The sequence below is a fragment of the Paenibacillus sp. LRG-1 genome, from assembly GCF_057220305.1.
Map to the genome: position 1 here is coordinate 463,548 of NZ_CM170126.1, position 18,095 is coordinate 481,642.

The 18,095-nt window shown below is 47.0% G+C and carries 16 protein-coding genes, 1 pseudogene and 1 riboswitch; of the genes and pseudogenes, 9 read left to right on the forward strand and 8 right to left on the reverse strand.

From position 1 onward, the window contains the following. Positions 1-4 precede the first annotated feature (4 nt). From ACUUJN_RS02085 to ACUUJN_RS02120, 8 genes and pseudogenes are all read left to right on the forward strand, one after another. A complete protein-coding gene (locus ACUUJN_RS02085) occupies positions 5-1,594 on the forward strand; it encodes a DUF6359 domain-containing protein (protein ID WP_053324470.1) in 1,590 nt (529 codons plus the stop codon). Positions 1,595-1,919: 325 nt separating this feature from the next. Next, on the forward strand, positions 1,920-2,951 hold the full coding sequence (locus ACUUJN_RS02090; protein ID WP_053324471.1) for an ABC transporter ATP-binding protein: 1,032 nt from the start codon (positions 1,920-1,922) through the stop codon (positions 2,949-2,951). After that, positions 2,929-3,855 (forward strand): ABC transporter ATP-binding protein, encoded by a 927-nt coding sequence (locus tag ACUUJN_RS02095; protein WP_028541233.1) that lies wholly within the window; start codon positions 2,929-2,931, stop codon positions 3,853-3,855. Before ACUUJN_RS02090 ends, ACUUJN_RS02095 begins: the two co-directional genes overlap by 23 nt. 13 nt (positions 3,856-3,868) lie before the next feature. After that, entirely contained in the window at positions 3,869-4,837 is a 969-nt protein-coding gene (gene opp4B / locus ACUUJN_RS02100) for an oligopeptide ABC transporter permease (protein WP_068941018.1), read from the forward strand. Positions 4,838-4,865: 28 nt separating this feature from the next. Next, positions 4,866-5,774, forward strand: a complete 909-nt coding sequence (locus ACUUJN_RS02105; RefSeq protein WP_023986676.1) for an ABC transporter permease — start codon at positions 4,866-4,868, stop codon at positions 5,772-5,774. Between the two features lie 42 nt (positions 5,775-5,816). Continuing rightward, positions 5,817-7,637 (forward strand): oligopeptide ABC transporter substrate-binding protein, encoded by a 1,821-nt coding sequence (gene opp4A / locus ACUUJN_RS02110; protein WP_484669213.1) that lies wholly within the window; start codon positions 5,817-5,819, stop codon positions 7,635-7,637. Positions 7,638-7,797: 160 nt separating this feature from the next. Next, positions 7,798-7,878: pseudogene (locus tag ACUUJN_RS02115) on the forward strand (LysR family transcriptional regulator); the annotation flags it as partial. A gap of 6 nt (positions 7,879-7,884) precedes the next feature. Then, a complete protein-coding gene (locus ACUUJN_RS02120) occupies positions 7,885-8,640 on the forward strand; it encodes a LysR family transcriptional regulator substrate-binding protein (protein ID WP_254664456.1) in 756 nt (251 codons plus the stop codon). 27 nt (positions 8,641-8,667) lie between these two features. Here the strand turns inward: ACUUJN_RS02120 and ACUUJN_RS02125 are convergent, their stop codons facing one another. The 4 genes from ACUUJN_RS02125 to ACUUJN_RS02140 form a co-directional block, all read right to left on the reverse strand. Beyond that, entirely contained in the window at positions 8,668-9,318 is a 651-nt protein-coding gene (locus ACUUJN_RS02125) for an amino acid ABC transporter permease (RefSeq protein WP_028541230.1), read from the reverse strand. A 14-nt stretch (positions 9,319-9,332) separates the two neighbouring features. Continuing rightward, positions 9,333-9,992 (reverse strand): amino acid ABC transporter permease, encoded by a 660-nt coding sequence (locus ACUUJN_RS02130; RefSeq protein WP_023986681.1) that lies wholly within the window; start codon positions 9,990-9,992, stop codon positions 9,333-9,335. 71 nt (positions 9,993-10,063) lie between these two features. Further along, complete coding sequence (locus ACUUJN_RS02135) at positions 10,064-10,894, reverse strand: transporter substrate-binding domain-containing protein (protein ID WP_028541229.1); 831 nt, start codon at positions 10,892-10,894, stop codon at positions 10,064-10,066. Positions 10,895-10,935: 41 nt separating this feature from the next. Continuing rightward, positions 10,936-11,673 (reverse strand): amino acid ABC transporter ATP-binding protein, encoded by a 738-nt coding sequence (locus tag ACUUJN_RS02140; protein WP_028541228.1) that lies wholly within the window; start codon positions 11,671-11,673, stop codon positions 10,936-10,938. Positions 11,674-12,000: 327 nt separating this feature from the next. Here ACUUJN_RS02140 and ACUUJN_RS02145 point away from each other — a divergent pair, with 327 nt between their 5' ends. After that, the gene (locus ACUUJN_RS02145; protein WP_013308442.1) at positions 12,001-12,468 is read left to right on the forward strand and encodes a cupin domain-containing protein; all 468 of its coding nucleotides are present in this window, start codon (positions 12,001-12,003) and stop codon (positions 12,466-12,468) included. 89 nt (positions 12,469-12,557) lie between these two features. Here ACUUJN_RS02145 and ACUUJN_RS02150 read toward each other — a convergent pair whose 3' ends face one another. The 4 genes from ACUUJN_RS02150 to ACUUJN_RS02165 form a co-directional block, all read right to left on the reverse strand. Next, the gene (locus ACUUJN_RS02150; protein WP_484669214.1) at positions 12,558-13,073 is read right to left on the reverse strand and encodes a class D sortase; all 516 of its coding nucleotides are present in this window, start codon (positions 13,071-13,073) and stop codon (positions 12,558-12,560) included. Next, positions 12,965-13,222, reverse strand: coding sequence for a hypothetical protein (locus ACUUJN_RS02155; RefSeq protein ID WP_484669779.1), 258 nt, complete (start codon positions 13,220-13,222; stop codon positions 12,965-12,967). Before ACUUJN_RS02155 ends, ACUUJN_RS02150 begins: the two co-directional genes overlap by 109 nt. A gap of 110 nt (positions 13,223-13,332) precedes the next feature. Beyond that, complete coding sequence (locus ACUUJN_RS02160; RefSeq protein WP_484669215.1) at positions 13,333-16,848, reverse strand: collagen binding domain-containing protein; 3,516 nt, start codon at positions 16,846-16,848, stop codon at positions 13,333-13,335. 193 nt (positions 16,849-17,041) lie between these two features. Then, positions 17,042-17,122, reverse strand: a riboswitch (cyclic di-GMP riboswitch). A 50-nt stretch (positions 17,123-17,172) separates the two neighbouring features. Next, positions 17,173-18,054, reverse strand: coding sequence for an AraC family transcriptional regulator (locus tag ACUUJN_RS02165; protein ID WP_023986686.1), 882 nt, complete (start codon positions 18,052-18,054; stop codon positions 17,173-17,175). Positions 18,055-18,095: the final 41 nt, after the last annotated feature.

An 18,095-nucleotide genomic window follows, 5' to 3' on the forward strand; every position in this document is an offset into this window, starting at 1 on the left:
ACGTATGGTAAAAGGCTTGCGATTCACAGGTTCACGCTTAAAAGGGATGTTGCATCTAGCAGCGATCGTATCACTGCTGATTGGGATCTTCGTTCCATTCGGTCAGGTCAAGGCGGAGGGAGCATTGACAGTAGCCGAAGCACTTCAGCGCCAAAGCAGTGGAGGTACGGTGACGGTGGAAGGTTACATCGTCGGACATGCTACCGGATCGAAAACGGCTAACTTTTCTTCCCCGTTCGCGAATGATTTTAACGTACTGATTGCCGATCAGGCAAATGAACGTAATACGTCTAATCTGTTGGATGTACAGCTGACTTCAGCGTACAGAGGGCAATATGGGCTATCAGGCCATCCTGAGCTGATCGGCAGCAAAATTCGTGTGACGGGTACACTCGGCGCCTACAATAATTTTGGTGGAGTGAAAAGCCCAAGCGCTGTTGAACTGGTAAGCGGAAGCGAGCCGGGGGAACCAGGCGAACCTGGCAACCCGGGTCAACCCGGTACTACACTGCCGGATGGAAAAGGCAAAAAGGTGCTGTTCGATAATACGCACGCACAGACTGCTGGTGCAGCAGATTGGGTCATTGAAGGCGCCTTCTCCGACTTTGCTAATGGACTGCGTAATGTAGGCTTTACGGTAGACCAATTGAATCGTCCTATTCCTTTTACTTATGGAGAGCAGGCCATAACATATGACAAGCTGCGCCAATATGATGTGTTCATTATTGGTGAAGCGAATGTTGCCTTTAAGGCATCCGAGCAGGCTGCCCTGCTGCAATACGTGAATAGCGGGGGGAGCGTCTTCTTCATCTCCGATCATTATAATGCGGACCGTAACAAAAACCGTTGGGATTCCTCCGAGGTTATGAATGGTTACCGTCGTGGAGCCTATACTAATCCGGCCAAGGGCATGACTGCAGAAGAAGCTGCATCACCGGCGATGCAAGGATTAACAAGCTCCGATTGGCTGGCGGCCAACTTTGGCGTTCGTTTCCGTTACAATGCGCTGGGTGATGTGAATGCTACCGACATTGTAGCCGCAGATCAATCTTTCGGCATTACCAAGGGTGTGCGCTCGATTGCAATGCATGCAGGATCTACGCTGGCTATTATTGATCCTACCAAGGCTAAAGGCATTGCTTATATCCCTTCAGGCACGAAAAAATGGGGTAATGCGGTAGACCAGGGAGTTTATAACGGCGGGGGCCGTGCGGAAGGACCTTATGCCGCTATCTCCAAGGTAGGTCAAGGCAAGGCAGCGTTCATCGGTGATTCTTCCCCTGTAGAAGATGCTACACCGAAATATGTGCGTGAGGAAAACGGACAGTCGAAGAAGACATATGATGGTTTTAAAGAAGTGGATGATTCCACCTTCCTGGTGCAAACGGTTCAATGGCTTGCATGGAAGCAGGACTACACGAAATTGTCTGATGTGGCAGGTTTGACTCTGGATCAGCCAACGAAGCTTCTACCATTTGAGGAGCCTGCGGCTTCCACAGAACCGCAGCCTGAGCCTTGGTCTGCTCCAGCAGCAGGCTACAAATGGTACGATCCTAGAACGTTCAAGTCTGGCTCCTATGGAGCGGCTTCATAATTATCGCCAGAAGCTCAATGTGAGCTGGTATTAGTTAGTCGTTTGATCCCTGCAGAGGGATCAGGCGACTTTTTTTGTGATGAAAATTAACCTGTGGTTGGTTATTTCATTACATTTTGTGCCAGAAAGGCCGCGCTACTGCTGGATCATTGATTTTTTAAATGATGTTGATAGCATAATCTTAATTGATATATCCATATACTGGTGATAGGATGTATTCAAATTATTCCGACAAAAACGGTATGTAATGTTCATGAGAGGTTTTAAACATCAAACATGGTGAGAATAAGCGGGACAAGACCATGGAGAATGGAGGAAGCGCGCATTGAATACCGGACCCGTGTTGGAAATTAAAGGATTATCCGTATCTTTTCGCATCAAGGATCAATATCACCCCGCAGTCGACCATCTGGATCTGACGGTCAACCCCAATGAAGTGCTGGCTGTAGTCGGAGAATCCGGCTGTGGCAAAAGCGCGCTGGCGCTTTCGATCGCACAACTGCATGACATGGAACGCACGCGTGTAGAGGGAGAGGTCCTTTTTAAAGGCACGGACCTGAACCGTCTTTCTTCAGGGCAAATGAATAAAATCCGCGGAGCGGGCATTGGCATGATCTTTCAGGACCCGCTGACAGCACTCAACCCGTTAATGAGCATTGGTAAGCAGATTGAGGAAAATCTTGATTATCATACGTCACTATCTACGAAGCAAAAAAGGGAACGTGTGCTGGAGCTGCTGGAAAGCGTAGATATACCGAATCCTGTGCGTGTGTATGAGCAGTATCCGCATGAACTGTCAGGAGGGATGCGTCAGCGTGTGATGATCGCGATTGCCATAGCTTGCCGACCTTCTCTTATTATCGCAGATGAACCAACTACTGCGCTCGATGTAACGATCCAATCGCAAATTCTCGACTTGCTCAAACAGCTTCAACAGGAGAGTGGGAGCGGAATTATCTTGATTACGCATGATCTTGGTGTTGTGGCAGAAGTAGCCGACCGCGTGGTGGTCATGTATGCCGGAGAAATCGTGGAGAGCGCTGATGTTTTTGAATTATTCAGGCATCCACAGCATCCGTACACGCGTTCTTTGCTTGCTTCCATGCCGGGATCGCATACCAAGGGGGAATCACTGCATGTCATCGGCGGCATTGTTCCCTCATTACAAGATATTCCCCGCAATAGCTGTCGCTTTGCCCCGCGTATTCCCTGGATTCAGCAGGGAGTGCATGAAGACCATCCCCAACTAAATGAAATTTCCCCTGGACATTGGGTCCGTTGTACATGTTACCAGCATTTTCATTTTGAAGACGAGGCAAAGGGGGAAGCTGCTCATGGCACTACTGGAGTTAAATGATTTGAGGGTCCACTATCCGGTGCGCGGTGGTTTCTTCCAGCGTGTTATCGATCAGGTGAAAGCAGTGGATGGCGTGTCGATCAGCATTGAGGCAGGCCAGACATACGGGCTGGTGGGAGAATCCGGCTGTGGAAAAACGACGACAGGCAGGACGATCATCGGTCTAAATAAGCTGACGAGCGGACGGATTCTTTTTAAGGGAAAGGACCTTGCGGCTCTGAGCCGTAACAACCGTCATCCGCTGCGTAGAGACATTCAGATGATTTTTCAGGACCCCTACTCTTCGCTCAACCCGCGCAAGCGCGTATTGGATGTCATTGCTGAACCGCTGCGAAATTTTGAAAGGCTGAGCAGTGAGGAGGAACGGAGGAAAGTACAGACGTTGCTGGAAAAGGTCGGCTTGAACGCCGATGCAGCCTACAAATATCCGCATGAATTTTCCGGGGGGCAACGGCAACGGATCGGGATCGCGCGTGCGCTGACATTAAACCCCAAGCTGATCATTGCTGATGAGCCGGTGTCGGCACTGGACGTTTCCGTGCAGGCACAGGTGCTGAATTTTATGAAGGATGTGCAACGGGAATTTAATTTGACGTATTTGTTCATCAGTCATGACTTGGGTATTATCCGCCATATGTGCGACCAAATCGGTATTATGTATCGAGGCCGTCTAGTGGAGCAGGGGAGCGAGCAAGACATTTATGAGCGTCCACAGCATCTGTATACCCAGCGCCTCATTGCAACCATTCCCAATATTGATCCTACAAAACGGCTGGAAAATGCCCAAAAAAGGCGAATGCTTTTATCCTCCTACAAAACAGAGCTGCCCAAACATCTAGACGTGAGTGGAAAGCCGTTTGCACTAAAATCAGTAAGTCCATCCCATCAAGTCGCGCTACCATAAGGGGGGTACAGAAATGTGGAAATTTACACTGCGTCGGCTGCTGGTTATGATCCCTCAACTTTTTGCACTGAGCGTGCTTATATTTTTCCTGGCTAAGGCTATGCCGGGGGATGCACTGACAGGACTTATTACTTCGACACCCAATCTGAATCCGGCCGCACTGGAAGAACAGCGACAAAGACTGGGACTGAATGACCCGGTGTGGGTGCAGTATGGGAACTGGCTCGTCCAGCTTGCTCACGGGGATCTGGGCAAATCTTATGTACATAAAATTAGCGTTACCGATCTGATTGGCAGCCGTCTGGGAAACACGTTCTTTCTGGGCGTAGTAATTCTGGTTCTGACGTATCTGATCGCCATTCCGCTCGGCGTACTCAGCGGTCGTTATCAGCATAGTCTGCTGGACAAAACCGTAGTGGGCTATACCTATCTCAGCTTTGCGACACCTCTATTTATACTCGCGTTGTTGCTGCTGTACGTATTCGGATTCAGGCTCGGCTGGTTTCCAACCAGCGGCAGTGTGGATGTAGGCGTGGAGCCGGGGACATGGTCATATTACGTGAACAAGTCGTATCATCTCATTTTACCGGCGGTTACAGGCGCATTGCTCAGTACAACGGCTACGATTCAGTATTTGCGCAATGAGGTCATTGACACACGACTGAAGGATTTTGTGAAAACAGCGCGTTCCAAAGGGGTGCCCGAAGGTAAAATTTATTCCCGCCATATTTTCAAAAACTCTCTATTGCCGATTGCTGCCTTTTTGGGCTATGACCTAACGGGAGTAATTGCAGGCAATATTTTTCTTGAATCTATTTTCGGTTATCCGGGGTTAGGCCAATTATTTCTCCAGTCCATCACTCAACGGGATTTTTCAGTCGTGAACGCACTGGTCATGGTCTCCGGCTTCTTGGCGCTATTAGGGACCCTTTTATCTGATGTCATCCTAAGTAAAGTTGATCCCCGCATTCGAATCGAATAGCGAACAAGTCTAGAGAAAGGGAGGGATTATGGTGTCTATTCAGGTGGAGGAGGTCTTCACGCCGGAAATCATTCGTAAATCACCATCCAGTTGGTCTGTACTGCGTCGTGAGCTGGTGCGTGACAAAATGGCCTTGGTTTCCATTGGCTTTGTAATTCTGTTCTTGATCTTTATATATGCCTCTGTCCTGTTTGTAAATCAGGATGTAGTCACGACGGTGGATTTGGGCGCAATCCGTGAAGCTCCCGGCTCAGTGCATTGGCTGGGCACAGATCGAGCGGGCAGGGATATTTTTGGCCAGCTGGTCATTGGAGCCCGCAATTCCTTCACCATCGGCTTTACGATTACATTGTTATCCGCCGCTATTGGCTTAACGTTAGGTTTGCTGGCTGGTTTTTATGGGGGACTGGTCGATAACATCATCATGCGGATCATTGATTTTATTCTGGTGCTTCCGTTTTTGATGTTGGTCATCGTATTTGTCAGCATTGTACCCAAAAGCGGCATAGGGTCCTTTATTTTCATTATGACTGCCTTTTTATGGATTGGAAAAGCACGTCTGATCCGGGCCAAGGTGTTGTCGGAGCGCGAACTGGATTATGTGCAGGCTTCCAAAACCCTTGGCACACCCAATTGGAAAATCATCTGGTTTGGCGTGCTGCCTAATCTTAGCTCAGTCGTGATCGTCAATCTGACCCTCAGCCTCGCGGGAAATATCGGGATTGAGACGGGGCTTTCTTATCTCGGCTTTGGCTTACCGGAATCTACTCCAAGCTTGGGTACACTGGTGAGTTATGCGAATGACCCGGATGTTTTGCAGAATAGCTGGTGGATGTGGTTGCCTGCCTCACTGCTTATTTTGGTGCTAATGCTGGCGATTAACTTCATTGGCCAGGCGCTCAAACGCGCCACGGATGCCAGACAACGATTGGGTTAACTGAAGTTCAAGGATAAGGACAATGACAAGGAGGGATTTACAATGGTTAAACACTGGAAAAAAGGAATTCTGCCTGTTCTATCTACAATTTTGGTGCTTTCTCTGGCCGCATGCAGCGGTTCGCCTTCCGCTTCGAATGGAGGGAAATCGTCTGACGGTACAGGCGGCACAGGGTCCGACAGCAAGCAGGTGAATGCCACAGCGCTGGAGAAGGCGATCAAGAACGATAAGGCCCCGATTAAGGGTGGCATCATCAATTATGCACTCGTGTCTGATACCCCTTTTGAAGGTATTCTGAATCCTGTATTTTATGAAGGCAATCCTGATTTTGAAGTCTTCCAGTTTTTCTACCCTTCTATGTTTTCGATTGACTCCAATCTAAATATTGACAATAAAGGAGCGGCGACGATTTCCTTTTCCCCAGACAATAAGGCGGTGACTGTAAAAATTGATCCCAAACTGAACTGGACAGATGGTAATCCCGTAACGGCGGAGGACTATGCTTTTTCCTATGAAGTGATCGGTCATAAAGACTACGAAGGTCCGCGTTATGATAGCTTTATGACCAACATTGTGGGCATGGAGGATTATCACGCGGGTAAGGCCAAAACCATTTCTGGCATCAAGGTGCTGAATGAGAAAGAGGTTACCATTCACTTCAAGGAACCTAATCCTTCGGTGAAATCGGGACTTTGGTCTACGCCACTGGAGAAAAAGGTATTTCAGAATATCCCCGTGAAAGATATGGCCGGATCTGATCCTGTCCGTAAAAATCCGATTGGCTATGGACCGTTCAAAATTAAATCTATGGTCACAGGTGAATCTGTGGAATTCGTCAAAAATGGATATTATTTCCACGGTGAGCCCAAGTTAGATGGCCTTCATCTGAAGGTGGTGAACCCGAATGTCATTACCGAGGCGCTGAAAAGTGGAGAAGTCGATTGGGCCAGCTATCCAACCACCCGTTACAATGAGGCCAGTAATCCGAAAAATGTACAGTTTCTCGGTCAGGAGGAATTATCTTATAGCTATGTGGGCTTTAAGATGGGCAAATTCGATCAGGCCAAGAATCTAAATATCATGGACCCGAACGCCAAGCTGGCGAACAAGTCATTGCGTCAGGCCCTCGGCTATGCGCTGAATAATGAGCAGGTCGGCAAGCAGCTCTATCATGGACTTCGGATTCCAGCAACATCCCTGATTCCGCCTGCCTTTAAGGGATATCATGATATAAATGCAAAGGGCATCGCGTATGACCCGGACAAGGCGAAAAAGCTGCTGGACGAGGCAGGCTATGTGGACACCAATGGAGATGGATACCGTGAGGACCCTAAGGGCAAGGAACTGGTGCTCCATTATGCGGCAATGAGCGGAGATGCGACAGCTGAATCGCTGGCAAAGTTTTATTTGCAAAACTGGAAGGATGTCGGACTTCATGTCGAGCTGGTGGACGGTCGTCTGCTTGAGTTCAATTCTTTCTATGATCGTGTGCAGAAGGATGACCCCGGCATTGATATTTTTGGCGGCGCATGGAGTACAGGTACAGATGTAAACCCTAGTGGGCTGTATGGACGCGGAGCCAGCTTTAACTACTCGCGCTTTACCAGTGAAGAGAATGATAAGCTGTTGCAGGAAGGGGTGTCTGTGAAAGCCTTTGACGACAATTATCGTAAAGATATATACAATCAGTGGCAGGCGTATATGAGCGAGGAGGCGCCAATCGTGCCGACGTTATTCCGTTACTCGTTGGAGGCAGTGAATAATCGGGTAGCCAATTACGATATTACCCGTGGCAAGGAGTATGATGCAGACACGTTTGCGAATATTACGTTGACTGCGGAAAAAGCCGAAGTAGCCCAATAATCTAAAAAAGCGCAACAACCTGAAGAAGAAGCGCGAACCGGATGGATCCGATTTTGCGCTTCTTTTGACCTTTTAATGCAATCATTCTGGGGATTCTCGAAGGGAGAGAAGGAAGACGGAAATACGTCAGCTTCAATACTTCATTGCCGTATGCGAGGAACTGCATTTTACGAAAGCTTCGGAAAAGATCGGAATCTCCCAACCCACGCTTAGCTTGCAAATTAAGGCGTTGGAAGAGGAATTGGGCATGACGCTTTTTGACCGTGCAGGCAAGAAAATAAAAATGACAGATGCCGGGAAATTGTTGCTGCAACATAGTGCACATGCGCTCAAGGATTTACAGCAAGCGAAGGCTTCCATTGAGGAGTTGCGCACCGAGCAACGCGGGAGTTTGCGGATTGGTATCGCATTACCGGAGCTGGAGGAACCATTGCAAGAAATGCTTATCCATTTTCATCAGTCATTTCCTAAAGTCAGCCTGCACATCCATCCATCATTTGATGTAACAGAACAGCTGCTGGATAACCGAGTGGATGTTGGCATTACGCTGCATTCGGGTACGGATGAAAGGCTTGTCCAGCTTCCTCTTCGTACGGAGAAATACTGTCTTGTTGTTCCGGTAGAGCATGTGTTTTCCAACCGTACTTCCATTACGCTGGACGAATTGAGGCATGTACCCTGGGCGATGCAGCCAGAGTGTCATCCCGGCAGGAAACTGATTGAGAAGTGCTTCCGTGATCGCGGGTATCCCTTTGCAACCGTCTTGGAGACAAATTCCATACCTTCAATCCTGCGCTGGGTACAGGAGGGACTTGCCGTAACCCTACAGACGGAGTCCCTTGCGGCAGAATTGGATCGCTCACAATTTTGCACTGTACCTATTTTGTGCGGCGTGCTCCAGGGTCAGCTAGAGTTGATTTATCAGTCTGGCCGTTATCAGGGAGAAGCGTTGAAGCGATTGATTGAAAAGATACAAGCTGTACTAACAGTGCGTTCCAACTAGTGGCAACCCTGATGAGTATCAGGAGCTTTAATGTGTACGAACTTCCAGCCTGCGTGCAATCAGTGACATACTGTAATTGACAGCAAAGTACAGGAAAGCTGCGAACAGCAGGGCTGGAATGACAAAAGATTGATTTTGCCCACCGACAATCTGAATGTTATGCGTCAGCTCCGGCAAACTGATAATGACAGCCAGTGAGGTATCCTTGAATAGGGAAATGAACTGGCTGACAATCGGGGGCACCATGCGACGAAGCGCTTGGGGCAGAATGATATGCCATAAGGTTTGAGAATAGCTTAAACCGGAGGAACGTGCGGCTTCCACCTGTCCTTTATGGACCGAATTCAGACCGCTGCGCACAATCTCGGCGATCATGGCTCCCTCGAAGATCGACAGGCCTGTAATGGCTGCCCACTTGAGGGAAATCGAAATTCCGATGGATGGTAAAACCATGCCGATGAAGAAAATAATGAGCAATAATGGAAGATTGCGAATGAGATCAATGATAAAGGCTGCAACCTGTGAAATAACAGGTAAGCGGGTATAGCGCAGAATGCCGAATAAGATACCAAGAACGAAGCTGAACACGATAGAGTAAATAGCAACCTCCAGTGTGAGCAGGAAGCCCTCCAGTATAAAACGCACATTAGGCCACACAAACAATCCACCGAAATCCATACGGGCTTCCCTCCTTAGGATGTTTTGGACAGACGCCGTTCCATATAAAGTACAAGAAAGCTAAGCGGAACCGTCAAGATAAGATACAACAGCGCCGTGATGGCGTAGACTGTGATGGGCAGGAAGGTATCCGAGTTAATGAGGTCCGAGTAATACATTAGGTCCAGTCCGGCCACAATAGCCAGCACGGAAGAGTTTTTGACCAGATTAATGAATTGGTTGCCGATCGCAGGCAGTACAATTTTGATGGCTTGCGGTAAAATAATGCTGATCATCGTCTGGTTGTAACTCAACCCGGAGGACCTTGCCGCTTCAAATTGCCCCTTGGGCACAGATTGAATGCCGGCACGTATGGCTTCAGCAATAAAGGAGGCTGTGTATACAGTCAATCCGAGCGTTCCAGATACGAATCCGTCCAAAGGGATGCCCAAAGTAGGAAGCCCGAGATAAAAAAACAGTACGACGATCAGCAATGGGATATTGCGGATGACCTCTACATAGACGGTACCAATCCAGTTCAGCCATTTAAAAGGCGCAATTCGGAGGATGGCAATAATAGCCCCCAGAATAAAGCTTCCGATCAAGGCAATGACACTAGCTTGAACGGTATGAAGCAAGCCTTCTCTGAAACGGTCGCTATGATCGAAAAGTACGTTGATATCAAAAGTAAGCATCTGCGAATTTACCTCCTTATCCAGACTTAAGAAAGGAAGGAGCTCGCAATCGCGGCTCCTTCACAAGAATACTATTCGGGTTTAACCCCAAGCCATTGCTCGTGGAGCTTATTGTATTCACCGTTGCTTTTCAGTTCCTTGAGCGTATCATTAATAGCTTGTAGCAGTTCGGTTTGCCCCTTCTTCACTGCAATGCCGTAAGGTTCCTCTGTGAAGTTCCCGCCTACAAGAGTATAATTCGGGTCTTGCTGCTGCATGCCGAGCAGAATAGAGTTATCCGTAGTCAAGGCTTCTCCTTTACCTGCTTTGAGGGCGTTGAAAGCATCCTGATAGTTTTCGAATTCCAATATCGTTGCTTCAGGTGCTTTTTCACGGATATTTTTGGCGGAAGTAGAGCCCTTCACGGCGAGCACCTTGGTATTCGGGGTCAGAGACTCCAGCCCGGTGATGGGGCTCCCCTTTTTCACAAGCAGAGATTGCCCGGCGTTAAAATAGACGTCGCTGAAATCAACCTGCTTTTTACGTTCATCCGAAATGGTCATCGTCGCGATAATGGCGTCAATGTCCCCGTTTTGCAATAAGGTGATTCGTGTTTTGGACGTGACTTCTTTTAGTTCAAGTTTGGTTTCATCGCCAAAAATATGTTTGGCTACAGCCTTAGCGATGTCGATATCAAAGCCCTCTACTTTTCCGCTAGCCGGGTCTTTCAGTCCGAACAGCTTGGTATCGTATTTCACACCAACGACCAGTTTGCCACGCTGTTTGATCGCTTCCAGCCCGTTGGCTGCTGCCGGCTCATTCCCCGACGTTGCCGCTCCTTCTTTGCCTCCACAGCCTGCCAAGACGAGCAGACAAGATAAAGCTACCAGCACCAAAGTACTCCATTGAAATCTTTTTCTCATCAGAACATTCCCCTTTCGATTTACGCTACATTGGTAGTCTATTAATGATGAATCAGACGGCTCAGGAACAGGCGAGCCCGTTCTTCACCCGGATTCTGAAAAAATTCGACAGGTTGGCTGTCTTCCAAAATTTGTCCTTTGTCCATAAAAATCACGCGGTCCGCCACTTCACGTGCAAAGCCCATTTCATGAGTGACAATGACCATTGTGATGCCCTGATGGGCGAGCGAGCGCATAACATCCAGTACCTCTCCGATCGTTTCGGGATCAAGTGCTGAAGTAGGCTCGTCAAACAACATAATTTTTGGATTCATCGCGAGCCCACGGGCGATCGCGACCCGCTGCTGCTGTCCACCGGACAATTGGGCGGGGTAGCTCTGTGCCTTTTCTTCGATTCCGACGCGCTTTAGATAGGTGATGGCTGTTTGAGTAGCTTCTTCTTTCGAGATGCCCAGTACCTTCATAGGTGCCAGTACAATGTTTTCAATCACCTTTTTGTGGGGATACAGATTGAAATGTTGGAACACCATCCCGATATTGCGGCGGAAGGCATTAATATCAATCTTTTTGTCATGTACAGGGATCTCGTTAACGATCAGCTCCCCATCCGATATCGTTTCCAGACGATTGATGCAGCGAAGCAGGGTGCTTTTACCCGAGCCGGAGGGACCGATGATTACGACGACCTCGCCCTCCTTAATCTGAAGATTAATGTCTTTGAGTACATGGAAGTGACCGTAATGCTTGTTGACGTTGCGAAACTGGATCAGAGAGCTCACCCCTTTTTAGGCTTGGATACATAGCTTAGTAGACGGATTGACATGATCAAGCTCTATTAGAATTTAAAAATTTCTCTCATGATACTATAAGCTTACAATAAAAAACAAGATTTTATGTCACTAAACTTTACGTGTAATGTATTTTGGTGTGTTTTTTGCTAGTAAACTGTTATTTATATGTTGAAAACGAATAAATATCCGTAATTTTATGTTATTAAATTTGACATAAACTATTGATCCTCGACATGCCAAGGGAGAAACGTGACAAAAGCAACGCTATGTTTTACAGTAGGGAAGAAGGAATTTAGGGTAAAGGAAGGTTAGACAATGACGAAAGCTATTTCACCGCTAGTAACGGCATTGGGCATGGAGCCCCATCCAGAAGGCGGCTGGTACAAAGAGATGTGGAAGGCCCATTTCCAAATTCCGAAGCCTGTACTGCCGGATGTGTATTCCGGTCCGCGCTTTGCAGCTTCGTCTACGTATTTCTTGCTGCATCCGGGTGAGTTCTCCGAGTGGCATGTGGTCCATTCTGATGAGCTGTGGTTATATCATAGCGGAAGCCCTGTAGAGTTGAAATTGGGTGGAAGTGGAGAAGAGCCTGGTGAAGAAACTGTGATTATCGTCGGTGCGGATGTGGAGGCAGGACAGCATCCACAAGCACTCGTTCCAGGAGCAGTATGGCAAACGGCACGTCCGCTTGGGGATGAGCCCGTGCTGGTAACCTGTGTGGTTGCACCAGGATTCCACTTTGATGATTTCAAGCTGATTGCCAAGAATCCAACTGAATCATGATGTGAGCATTGGCGGGTGTATTTCTGTAATGAACAGGAATGGCCCGCCTGATTTATGTTTACTCATAGAAATAGGGCTTTAAAATAGCTTTAGGTGCTTAGTTTCGCCTGAACAATGAGACGATGGGTGGGGTTTACGAGAGGGTCACATGTAATCAGTGTAAGCAGCTTTTGTTTTTTGAAGCTTTTCAGAACAGACACGTCCGTAGGATCGACCACCTTCAGGCTATAAACGCTATATACATATTGGTTACCCCGAGCGTTAACAACAATCTTATCCCCGATCTTCAATTCATTTAGACGATTAAATAAACGTCCAGAGGTACGGGCTCGATGAGCAGCAATGGCGGCATTCCCTGCTTGTCCCAGCGTCCCCGTTTCCGGCATATGTACAGCCGCGTGTCTCATATTTATCCTCGTTGCGCCTTCCAATACAGGGAGCTTTAAAGCAATACGACTTATACTAATAGTGGCTATGGGAGTTTGTTCATTAGCGCTTACCATGGGAGCAGGGGATGGGGAAGTATTTTGTCGTGCTTCACTAACCGGAACTTCTGTAAGACGAGTGGACAAGCGAGCATAGCTGTCCGTAAGACTGGGGGCCATAGCGCGTCGCTTTTTCCAGATGGTAGCTCTGCTGCTTTTAATAGCTTGCTTTGTTCCTGATCCTCATTCCATTCCATCGCTTTAGGAAACAAAATAAAAAGTAAGCCTAACACAATAAATACGTAGGAAAGTTTACGCAGACTCAGCAATCTCGCCTCCCCTAAGCAAAGTACGGATTATACATATTTTTTGAAAAATGCCCCATTCCCGACTCATTCCAATCGGGAATGAGTCGGGAGATCAGGGCAGGTGATCGGTTTTATTTTTTGTTTGTTCGTGTGAATTTCAAAAATACGCCCCATATAACCATCGCTATGCCTGTCAAATAGAACGGAACGGGGCTGCCTTCACCTGTTTGGGGCAATTGGTGTACCGCAGGTGTATCCTCCGGATCTTCAGGTTCTTTTCCCGGAACCTTGAGACGGATCTTAGGTTCGGGATCGTCTTTCGAATCCACCGGAGGAGGAGGATCTTGATGAGGCATGACGGCTGGCGGCTCCGGCTCCGGCGGTATAGGCGCAGGTTCCTCCTGTGGAGGGACTATGTCCTCCGGAGACTTTGGCAATGACGGAGGAACGGTTATAGACGGAGTATCGGGTATTTCCGGATCTTTGTCATGTTTTTTACCTGAGCCTCCGGACGGGGGTGAAGGGTCTGGATGAGTAGGCGTTCCTGGTTCGTTTTTCTTTTCTTTACGATTGGTGATCACAACCCTCTTTACACCAGAGCTTTGTCGCAGTGTTGCGTCTATTTTGATCTCGAGCTTGCCCTCGGTGACTTTATAGCCCTCCGGTGCTGCCAATTCTTCCAAGATATAATCGTCATGAAGCAAGGAGGAAAAGATGATTTTGCCTTCCGCATTGGTGGTCTGAATGAGCGGGGCTCTTTTTTGACCTTTATCATAGAGCGCAAACTGTGCGCCAGGCAGTACCTTGTCAGGCATATCCTGATCTACCTTGGTCAGCTCAAGACTTTCGGTCACACCCCCGCCAGAACCGGAGCCGGAAGACGTTCGTACGATGATTTCCTGGCTGGTTTCCCGCATCTCTGTCGTCAAGCGATCCCCCTCAAAGGCAACCTTATTACTCACCTTGGCTTTGTCTTCAGCATGAATGAACGATTGGTATTCAAGTATAAAAGCAGTGGAAATATCCTTGGCAAAAGTAACTTCAAAAGTTTGCTGGCCTTGAGCGTCTGTCTTGATATACAGCTTGTAATCTTGGTTTCTAATCAACTCGGTGCTTTTGGTGGTATTTCCGTTGGCAGCGATTATTGTAGAGTACAAATGAAAGGAATCCTCAATTAGGATTTGATTGTTGCTAGGCTGATCTATAATTTTAGCGTTGGATACATGGGACTGTCCTTCATTGATGCGGATGCTCCAATCGATCTTATTTCCATTTTGTGTACCGACTTTAGATACATATTCTCCGCCATGAGGTACCGCGACTTGCGCTGCCCATTCAGAGACTGTTTTTTGTCCATCCAGTAGAAGGGCTTGATTGTGGATTTCTTTTTCAATCAGTTCTCCTTCCAATGAAGTTTGAAAGGTAATCCAGTAGGGAGTCTGTATTTGCTCCTTGAACTGGATACGCAATTCATTACCATTTTGCTCGGAGGGAGGAATAATGGTGTATTGATCTGCTGGGATTTCAGCCCCTTTTTGTACGCCATCCCCCCATCCCAGCAAGGTCATATCGTATACTTTTACGGAGGCGGGCAGTAACTTCTGACCTTGCAACAAGGGGTCTCTCACTTCCGCGTGATTCAGAATCTTGCGATTGTAGTTAGCTTTAATGTCCCAGGTAATGAGCTTGGAGGTTGCATTATAGCTTCCTTGCTTGGCACCGTTTCGTTGTGTCATAAAGTCCGGCCAGATCGGGCACTCCACTCCTTGCGATGATCTTTCTCCGTCTTCAAACTGGTATTCTATATGGGATTTATTACGAAACTCGGGCTTCGTCGTATCCGTTTTCCAGTCATTATTATAGGTGGTTGAATACTTGATTGTATAAGCCTTCTGAATGGCTTTATGAAAAATGAGCGTAAATCCTTGTTTATAGTCCTGTGATAGCGGAACCAGCTCATAATCCGTGGGCGCACGTAGCTCCGTTGTTCCGTCAACACTTTGAATTTTCAGGGTGTCCGGTAACAAAGCCAAGCCCCCGTTTGGAAACACATCCTGAATGACAATATTTTTCATGATGTACAAGTCTGTATTGATGGTAATCACCCAAGGTATGATTTTGGTGTTGTAATTGGGTGTGTCATACATTTTAGTCATAACTCCGCTTATGATTTCCGTCGATACAATCTTCTGCGTTCCATCCGAGGTTATGATGTTTATAACTTTTCCATTATCATAGACACGGCCTCTGGCTTGAGTCTGGTATCGGATGGTATAGGCTGAATCTACGTCGAAGTTGAATTGAAGTTTGAAGCCGTTGCGGTCCGGATAATCAACTGGGATGACAGTATACGCCCACGATGGGAGCTCCTCCAGTGTGTTTCCCTTAAATACTTTCAAAGAACCGGGCAGCAATTCTTGAGTTTTATTGAAATGATCAATTAAAAGAGCTTTGGCTTCGGGGATTTTTGTCTCGCTAAAGTTATATCTTATGGCCCACGAGAGTGTTTGTGTGGCATAATCATATTTTTCAACCTTTTTGGACAAAAATTCACCACGTTCCACCTGAACAGTAGCGGTAGCAACAACGTTCTCTATCGCATCTCCTGAAAGCGTTGCTGTGTTGGAGAAACGAGTTTTATCGCCAATAATACGCGTGGAATATTGAATCTGATAGGCCGTGTTAATGCTATCGTCTTGAAAACGAATCACAAACCCTGTCCCGGCTTGATCTGCTTCAATGGCATATTCACTTGCATTCACTAGGTCTCGAACAACGGTCGAGCCGTCGATATTGACTTGTAGATGATAGAGCCGGATAGAGTCTCTTCTGAGTTCCAGCCCTGAAGGAATTGGATCGGTGATGAGGGCATGCTTTACGGTGTTTAGTTGTTTGTTCACATCAATGGTCCAGTCGATCTGATTGGTGCCCTCTATTTTCCCTTGTTTGCTTAGGGTTGGCCCTGACTGGGGTTTTACATTCACGATGACCGTTTGTACCCCGCCTTTGATCGGAATCGCAATGATGATCTCTGTACTGCCTTTCACCGTTTCTTTCGTAAACTCGGTTTTAACTTGTAGTTTGCCGCTGACATTGGAGTGATTCTCTACATATTGGTTAAAGGTCATGATAACCTTGCCCTGACGATCTACTGTGAAGTATCCCACGGTTCCATCGGTAGTGACTAACGGAGATGAGATATCAGTGTAGATGACAAACTGTTCTGGTAAATGAAAGGTGAAGGTGTCCCCTGACTTATAGGTATTGTCAGGAAGCTCCCATTCATAGCCTAGTTGGATGGCTGATCCGATGTCGAATTGGCTGTCTGGACTATATACCGCATCAATGACACGCCCTGCTTCGTCGGTCAGGCTCAACTTCGTTAATATGCTCTGCGGAGCTGCATCATGTTGAGACTTTGAACTGACTGCTCCTTGAACGAAGGGGACCGTGTTTGAAGGAATCTCCCCAGGAGGTTCAAGGTTTGGGACAACGTATACAGCATCTGTAACGGTAGGTGTAGGATCAGATACAGCACTCTGCGGCAGTTCTGGGGCTGGAGCATCTGCGTAAGCCAGCGTTGCGCTGAAAAAGCTTTGGACAATGAGCAATAAGGCAATGATCATTACATTTATTTTTGTTCTCATGCTCCAAGTGATTCTCCTATTCATCGTAATATGGTAATGCTTCGTTCGAAATTAGTATATTCAGCATGCTAGGCTGACATGACTATCCCAATAGAAAAAAAGCCCTGATCATAGCGATCAGGGCTTTCTTCGAGAGAGGCATAGCAATTTGTGATGGATCTATGTAAAAAAGACATAATAAAAAGCTCGTTCATCTGGTAGCTGGCTGCCATCCGGATAGGAAGGCCCTATAGTTTTGCGTCACTGCCTTTCGACAGTTTTGCCATTAACTTGAATAGCTTGTGCGTCTATCATCTATCAAACTGATTTCATGTAACCTCTCATTTACAACTTGGAACGGTTCCCCCATTTTTTGCGGAAGGAATGAGGTGTTTCTCCTACATGCTCCTTGAATAGGTTAATAAAATGGCTCGTATTGGGAATCCCTACGTACCTTGCGATATCCACAATGGACATGTCACTGGTTTTAAGCCAGCTTTGAGCGGCTGTGATACGGACATTAATGAGATAATCAATCGGAGAGAAACCGATCTGCTTTTTGAAATTTTTAGCCAGATTAAACTTGTTTAATTCAAACATGTCTGCCAGCGAGTCCAGTGTTATTCGCTCACAGTAGGACTGATCCAAATATTGCTGTACCCGGCGTACTTCGCTGAGGGTTTCAGCATTCACATGCGGATGATCATAGGGATGTTGCAAAATGCACATTAGTATTTCACCAATGAGCCTGGACGTTAGCAGCTCAGCGGAAAGACTTCTGTCAGACTGCCCGCAAATCAGAGCATGGAGCTTATCCAATATAATATGCGGATTATGCATGGAAATGACCGGTTTATTATGCTTGGCAAATTGTTCGTAAAAATTTTCGATCAGGTTGCCATACAGGTACAGGCTGATATACTCCCAGGATTCATGACCGGAGGTGCTGTATTGAACATATTCCTCGCAATTAATAAAGAACAAATCTTGAGGTTTTATGATATATTTCTTGTCCCGGTACAGTAATTCTCCCTTACCAGACAACGTAAAGACAAGCAAAAAAGAGGCAAGTTCTTTCCTTTCCATCGTAAAAGCAGAAGTTTTTTGAAAGTAGCCTAATTCCTGGATATATAAAAGGGATTGCTTGGCAAAAGCGGAGGGAGTGCGTACAATTACGACCGGATCGCCATTCCAGAGGCCCACGTTGTTTTTTTGGTCTGTTGTCATATTCAATTCCTTTACAAAAAAGCAATTTTATCTAGCATATC

What these genes read in the sequence shown, in the direction of transcription:
- ACUUJN_RS02085 (WP_053324470.1), top strand. Translation starts at nt 5, where the DNA reads ATGGTAAAAGGCTTGCGATTCACAGGTTCACGCTTAAAAGGGATGTTG.
- ACUUJN_RS02095 (WP_028541233.1), top strand. Translation starts at nt 2,929, where the DNA reads ATGGCACTACTGGAGTTAAATGATTTGAGGGTCCACTATCCGGTGCGC.
- opp4B (WP_068941018.1), top strand. Translation starts at nt 3,869, where the DNA reads ATGTGGAAATTTACACTGCGTCGGCTGCTGGTTATGATCCCTCAACTT.
- ACUUJN_RS02105 (WP_023986676.1), top strand. Translation starts at nt 4,866, where the DNA reads ATGGTGTCTATTCAGGTGGAGGAGGTCTTCACGCCGGAAATCATTCGT.
- opp4A (WP_484669213.1), top strand. Translation starts at nt 5,817, where the DNA reads ATGGTTAAACACTGGAAAAAAGGAATTCTGCCTGTTCTATCTACAATT.
- ACUUJN_RS02120 (WP_254664456.1), top strand. Translation starts at nt 7,885, where the DNA reads ATGACGCTTTTTGACCGTGCAGGCAAGAAAATAAAAATGACAGATGCC.
- ACUUJN_RS02125 (WP_028541230.1), bottom strand. Translation starts at nt 9,318, where the DNA reads ATGGATTTCGGTGGATTGTTTGTGTGGCCTAATGTGCGTTTTATACTG.
- ACUUJN_RS02130 (WP_023986681.1), bottom strand. Translation starts at nt 9,992, where the DNA reads ATGCTTACTTTTGATATCAACGTACTTTTCGATCATAGCGACCGTTTC.
- ACUUJN_RS02135 (WP_028541229.1), bottom strand. Translation starts at nt 10,894, where the DNA reads ATGAGAAAAAGATTTCAATGGAGTACTTTGGTGCTGGTAGCTTTATCT.
- ACUUJN_RS02145 (WP_013308442.1), top strand. Translation starts at nt 12,001, where the DNA reads ATGACGAAAGCTATTTCACCGCTAGTAACGGCATTGGGCATGGAGCCC.
- ACUUJN_RS02150 (WP_484669214.1), bottom strand. Translation starts at nt 13,073, where the DNA reads ATGGCCCCCAGTCTTACGGACAGCTATGCTCGCTTGTCCACTCGTCTT.
- ACUUJN_RS02160 (WP_484669215.1), bottom strand. Translation starts at nt 16,848, where the DNA reads ATGAGAACAAAAATAAATGTAATGATCATTGCCTTATTGCTCATTGTC.
- ACUUJN_RS02165 (WP_023986686.1), bottom strand. Translation starts at nt 18,054, where the DNA reads ATGACAACAGACCAAAAAAACAACGTGGGCCTCTGGAATGGCGATCCG.